Genomic DNA, 5,244 nt, shown 5'->3' with positions numbered 1-5,244 from the left:
CCGCCTCGAGGCGCTTCGGCGTCGCCATGTGCAGGCCGATCCGCTTCTTGTGCTGGGTCGAGACGACGATCTGCATGATTTCGACCGGGCGGCCGTCCTCATAGCGGACCGTGACCTGGCTCTTGGCGTCGGGCTCGAGCACCGGGCACTCGCCCGAGTGACGGACTTCGGCCAGCTTCTTCAGGATGTCGTGGCTGTACTGCAGCGTGGCCGGCATCAGCGCCGGGGTCTCGTCGCAGGCGTAGCCGAACATGATGCCCTGGTCGCCGGCGCCTTCGTCCTTCTTCTCGGACGCGTCCACGCCCTGGGCGATATGGGCCGACTGTTCGTGCAGGTGGCACGCGAACTTCGCCTTCTGCCAGTGGAAGCCCTTCTGCTCGTAGCCGATATCCTTGATCGCGGCGCGAACCTTGGGCTCGAGCGACTTCACGATCTCCTTGGTCAGGGCCTTGTTGTCGGCCTTGGATCCGCCCGGCTTGCCGGCGCGGACTTCGCCCGCCAGCACGATGCGGTTGGTGGTCACCAGGGTTTCGCAGGCGACACGCGCCTCGGGCTGAACGCTCAGGAAGGCGTCGACAACGGTGTCCGAGATGCGGTCGGCAACCTTGTCGGGATGGCCTTCGGACACGCTTTCGCTGGTGAAGATGTAGCTGGAACGGCTCAAGGAAAAGGCTCCGGATGTGGGCGTCTAACGGCGGCGCAGCCTGGATGTAGGGCGCAAGCCTATAAAGAAATCTTTATGTGATGCCAAGCGCGCGGAAAACTAGTTGGCGGCTTGCCGCGGGCGGCGCCGACGACCCACGCCCCACGCCAGCGCGGACGTCAGCAGCAGGCCTGCGAACGGCCCGTCACCCCAGCGGCTGTAGGGCGTGGGCGGGGCCGGCGACGGCAGCCTGGAGTCGATGATCCCGAACTTGCCCAGGCCCAGCGACTTGCCGGGCAGGATGCGGCCCTGGGGGTCGATCACCGCCGAGACGCCGGTGGGCGTGGCGCGGATGATGGGCAGGCCCTCCTCGATGGCGCGATAGCTGGCGATGTTCAGGTGCTGCCAAGGGCCGCTGGTGCGCCCGAACCACGCGTCGTTGGAAACGTTGAGGATCCACTTCGGCCGCGGGCCGATCGCCAGGCCCGGGAACAGCGCCTCATAGCAGATCAGCGGCTGGACGGCGGGAACGCCCGCCACGATCAGCGGCCGGGGCGGCGGGCCGGCGGTGAAATCCTCGGGCATGTGGACCAGCGAGCGGATGCCCAGCCGGCCCGCCAGGTCGCCCAGCGGGATGAATTCGCCGAACGGCACCAGTCGATGCTTGTCGTAGAAGCCGGTGACCCGCAGCGCGCTGTCCTCGCGGCGGAACGCGACCAGGGTGTTGAAGTAGCGGTAGTCGCCCCCGCCCGCCGGCTCGACGCGGTTGGCGCCCATCAGCAGCGTCTGGCCCGGGCGGATCGCGTCGCGCAGCCGCGGACCATAGACCGGATCGGCGATGAACTCGTCGATCACCGCCGGCAGGGCTCCTTCGGGCCAGATCACGATGTCGGGCTGGCGCGCCGGCGCCCGCCGTTCGGGTGTGGGTGCTCGCCGCGACAGGTCCACGTAGGCGTTGAACACCTCGTCGAGGTTCTCGGGCTTCCACTTTTCCTTCTGGTCGATGTTGGCCTGGACGACGCGGATCACTGGCGCGTCCTTGGCGAAGGTCGGCCGCGGCGCCGCGGCCAGCCGCCCCGCGCCGCCAGCGTAGAGGCCCGTCAGCGCAATGCCGCCCAGCACCAGCATCCCGGCCTGGGCCAGACGACGGACCGGCAGCACCAGCAGCGCCGGGGTCGAGGCGATGGCCAGCGTGATCCAGGTCAGGCCGTACGACCCCACCAGCGCGGCGGCTTGCGACGGCGCGCTGCCCGCCCGCCAGCTTTCGCCGACCAGGTTCCAGGGCAGCCCGGTGAGGATGTGCCCGCGCAGCCATTCGGCGGCGGCGAAGCAGCCCGCGAACACCAGAGGCTTCCAGGCGCTGCGCGGCCGCAGCCACCGGTAGGCCAGGCCCGCCGCCCCCCAGAACAGCGCCAGCCCCCCGCCCATCAGCACGACGGCGAAGGGGGCCATCCAGCCGTGGATCGCCACGTCGACCAGAAACGGCTCGGCGATCCACCAGGTGGAGAGGCCGAAGTAACCGAGGCCCGCCAACCAACCCATCAGGAAGGCCGAGCGCCGAGGGCGTTCGCCCACGGTCTCCAGCCGCAGCAGCAGGACGGCATAGCCCAGGAGGCCCAGGATCAGGCCGAAGGGCGGGTGCGCCAGCCCCGCGGCCAGCCCCGCCAGCAGGGCCGTCATGGGCGCATACCAGCGCGGACGGCTCACTCAGGCCTCGGCGGACATTTCGGGCACGGGCGGCCTGCGCACGCGCACGCGCTTCAGCCGGCGCGGATCGGCGGCCAGAACCTCGAACTCGAAGCCGTCGGGATGCCCGATCCGCTCGCGCTTCTGAGGCACCCGGCCGGCCAGGGCGTTGACCAGGCCCGCCACCGTGTCGATTTCCTCGTCCAGATCCTCGGGCGCCAGGTCGACGCCATGCCCGATGGCGTGCTCCAGCTCTTCCAGCGGGGCGCGTCCGTCGACGATCCAGCCCTCGTCGTCGCTGACGATCGGCATGTAGGCCTGGTCGCCCTCCTCGTCGTGCTCGTCGGCGATCTCGCCCACGAGGCTTTCGAGCAAATCCTCCAGGGTCACCAGGCCGTCGACGCCGCCGAATTCGTCCATGACCAGGGCCATGTGGATGCGCTTGGCCCGCATGGTCGCCATCAGCCGCGCCGCCGCCATCGACGGCGGCACATAGAGCACCTCGCGCACCAGGTGGTGGCGGCCGGTCAGCACCTTGTCCTCCGGCTTCGGCGCACGGGTCTTGCGGGCCAGCAGCTTGAAGACGTCCTTCACGTGGACCACACCCACCGGCTCGTCCAACGTCTCCTTGTAGACCGGCATGCGGCTGTGCTCGGCGTCGATGAACCGGGCCACCACGTCCTCGAACGTGCAGCTGCGCTCGATCGCCACGATGTCGGCGCGCGGGATCATCACGTCCTCGACGCGCAGGTCCTGGAAGGCGCGCGCCTGGGTGACCAGCTCGCCGCCGCTTTCGGTCAAGGGTTCGGGGGCTTCGTCGGCGGCGTGCTCGGCCGTCCGACGGAAGAAATCGAACAGTCCAACGAGCCCGCGCCGATGGCTCGGGCTCTTACGACTGGAAGGGTCAGGGTCGCTCATGCTCTCCTTCGCCGGCCGCATAAGGGTCGGGAACCCCCAGGTCGGCCAGCACCGCACGCTCAAGGTCTTCCATGACCTCGGCCTCATCATCGCCGATGTGATCGTATCCGAGAAGGTGCAGAACGCCATGCACCGTCAGGTGCTGCAGATGCTGCGCCAGGGACTTGCCCTGTTCGGCCGCTTCGCGGGCGCAAACGCCGTAGGCCAGGGCGATATCGCCGGCGAACCGCTCGGGGTTGTCGGGGGCCGGGAAGCTCAGGACGTTGGTCGGCTTGTCCTGGCCGCGGAACTGGGCGTTCAGCGCGCGCACGCTCTCGTCGTCGGTCAGCAGGATGGTGACGCCCTCATGGCCCGCCTCCTCCTTGTCCAGCGCGGCCAGCGCCGCGCCGCGGGCCAGCATCTCGGCCTTCGGAAGGGCCTCGGTCCAGGCCGGGTCTTCGATCTCGACGTCGATCAAACCGTGCGTCCAACCCGGGCCGCGTCGGCGTCGTAGGCGCGCACGATCCGCTCGACCAGCGGGTGGCGGACCACGTCTTCCGAACTGAAGCGGATGATCCCGATGCCCTCGACCCCTTCCAGAAGGCCCACGGCATGGGCGAGGCCCGAGTCGCGCGGATTCGGCAGGTCGATCTGGGTTGGGTCGCCGGTGACGGCCATCCGAGCGCCTTCGCCTAGGCGGGTCAGCACCATCTTCATCTGCGCCCGGCTGGCGTTCTGGGCCTCGTCGACGATGACGAAGGCGTGGCTCAGCGTACGGCCGCGCAGGAAGGCGATGGGCGCGACTTCGATCTCGCCCTTCTCGCGGCGACGGCGCAGCTGCTCGGCGCCCAGGATGTCGGTCAGCGCCTCCCAGACCGGCGCCATGTAGGGGTCGACCTTCTCGTTCATGTCGCCCGGCAGGAAGCCCAGGCGTTCGCCGGCCTCGACGGCAGGGCGGGAGACGATCAGGCGGTCGACCGCGCCGCGCAGCAGCATGCCGGCGCCGTGCGCCACCGCGAGGAACGTCTTGCCCGTGCCGGCCGGGCCCAGCCCGAACACCAGCTCGTTGCGGTTCAGCGCCTCGAGGTAGCGCGCCTGGGTGGGCGTCTTGGGCGCCACCTGGCCGCGGCGGCCGATCGGCAGGGCGTTTCCTGCGCCCGGGTTGGCGGCCGGCGCGCCCGAGCGGGCCTGGCCGATGGCCACGCGCACGTCGGCCTCGCCGATCTCCAGGCCATGGTCGGCGCGGGCCGCGATCGCCTGCACCGCCTTCTTGGCCGCGCCGCGCGACTTCGCATCCCCCGACAGCGAGACGCCGCCACCCGGGGTTTCCAGCAGGACGCCGAACGCGTCCTCGATCAGGGCGGCATGGCGGCTGTTGGCGCCGGCGACCGCCCGCAGGGCCTCGTCGGACAGCGGGACGAATTCGGGCGCTCGGCTCACGCGGGTTCCAGTTCAAGCACGCCCGACAGACTGTTCTGATGGGCGGTTTCCACCCTCACCGGAACGATCTGGCCCAGCATCCGATCCGGCGCGGTCACGTGGACGGCCTGCAGATAGGGGCTCTTGCCGATCAGCTGGCCGGCTTGGCGGCCGGCCTTCTCGAACAGCACGTTCACGACGCGACCGGCGGTGGCGGCGTTGAACGCCATGCGCTGCTCGTCCAGCAGGGCGTTCAGGCGCGCCAGCCGCTCGTCCTTCACCGCCTCGGCCACCTGGCCCGGCATGGCGGCCGCGGGCGTGCCCGGGCGGCGGGAATACTTAAACGAGAAGCAGCTGGCGTAGCCGACCTCGCGGACCAGCTGCAGCGTCGCCTCGAAGTCGGCGTCGCGCTCGCCCGGGAAGCCCACGATGAAGTCGCCCGAGATGGCGATGTCGGGCCGGGCGGCGCGGATCTTCTCGATCACCCGCACATAGCTCTCGGCGGTATGCGCGCGGTTCATCGCCTTCAGGATCTTGTCCGATCCAACCTGCACCTGCCGGTGCAGGCTGGATCGGACAAGATCCTGAAGGCGATGAAC

Annotated in this window: 6 protein-coding genes; all 6 read right to left on the bottom strand. The window is 69.9% G+C overall.

The window, feature by feature from the left end:
- On the bottom strand, positions 1-664 hold a 664-nt coding region (locus tag EPN98_RS10470), incomplete at its 3' end, for an S-adenosylmethionine synthetase N-terminal domain-containing protein (protein ID WP_293362639.1).
- A 99-nt stretch (positions 665-763) separates the two neighbouring features.
- Positions 764-2,350 (bottom strand): apolipoprotein N-acyltransferase, encoded by a 1,587-nt coding sequence (gene lnt / locus EPN98_RS10465; protein WP_293362638.1) that lies wholly within the window; start codon positions 2,348-2,350, stop codon positions 764-766.
- Positions 2,351-3,247 carry a hemolysin family protein gene (locus EPN98_RS10460; protein ID WP_293362637.1) on the bottom strand — a complete coding sequence of 299 codons (897 nt, stop codon included), beginning with the start codon at positions 3,245-3,247 and terminating at the stop codon, positions 2,351-2,353.
- Entirely contained in the window at positions 3,234-3,647 is a 414-nt protein-coding gene (ybeY, locus tag EPN98_RS10455; RefSeq protein WP_293362640.1) for an rRNA maturation RNase YbeY, read from the bottom strand. The genes EPN98_RS10460 and ybeY overlap by 14 nt, the downstream gene beginning before the upstream one ends.
- Positions 3,648-3,700: 53 nt before the next feature.
- Positions 3,701-4,666 (bottom strand): PhoH family protein, encoded by a 966-nt coding sequence (locus EPN98_RS10450; RefSeq protein WP_293362636.1) that lies wholly within the window; start codon positions 4,664-4,666, stop codon positions 3,701-3,703.
- The coding region (locus tag EPN98_RS10445) for a radical SAM protein (RefSeq protein ID WP_293362635.1) at positions 4,663-5,244 on the bottom strand (582 nt) is incomplete at its 5' end. The genes EPN98_RS10450 and EPN98_RS10445, both read right to left, overlap by 4 nt.

The sequence above is a fragment of the Phenylobacterium sp. genome, assembly GCF_004299445.1.
Taxonomy (GTDB): domain Bacteria; phylum Pseudomonadota; class Alphaproteobacteria; order Caulobacterales; family Caulobacteraceae; genus Phenylobacterium.
The sequence above is the reverse complement of the archived record's forward strand: the minus strand, read 5'-3'. Positions and strand labels throughout refer to the sequence as shown.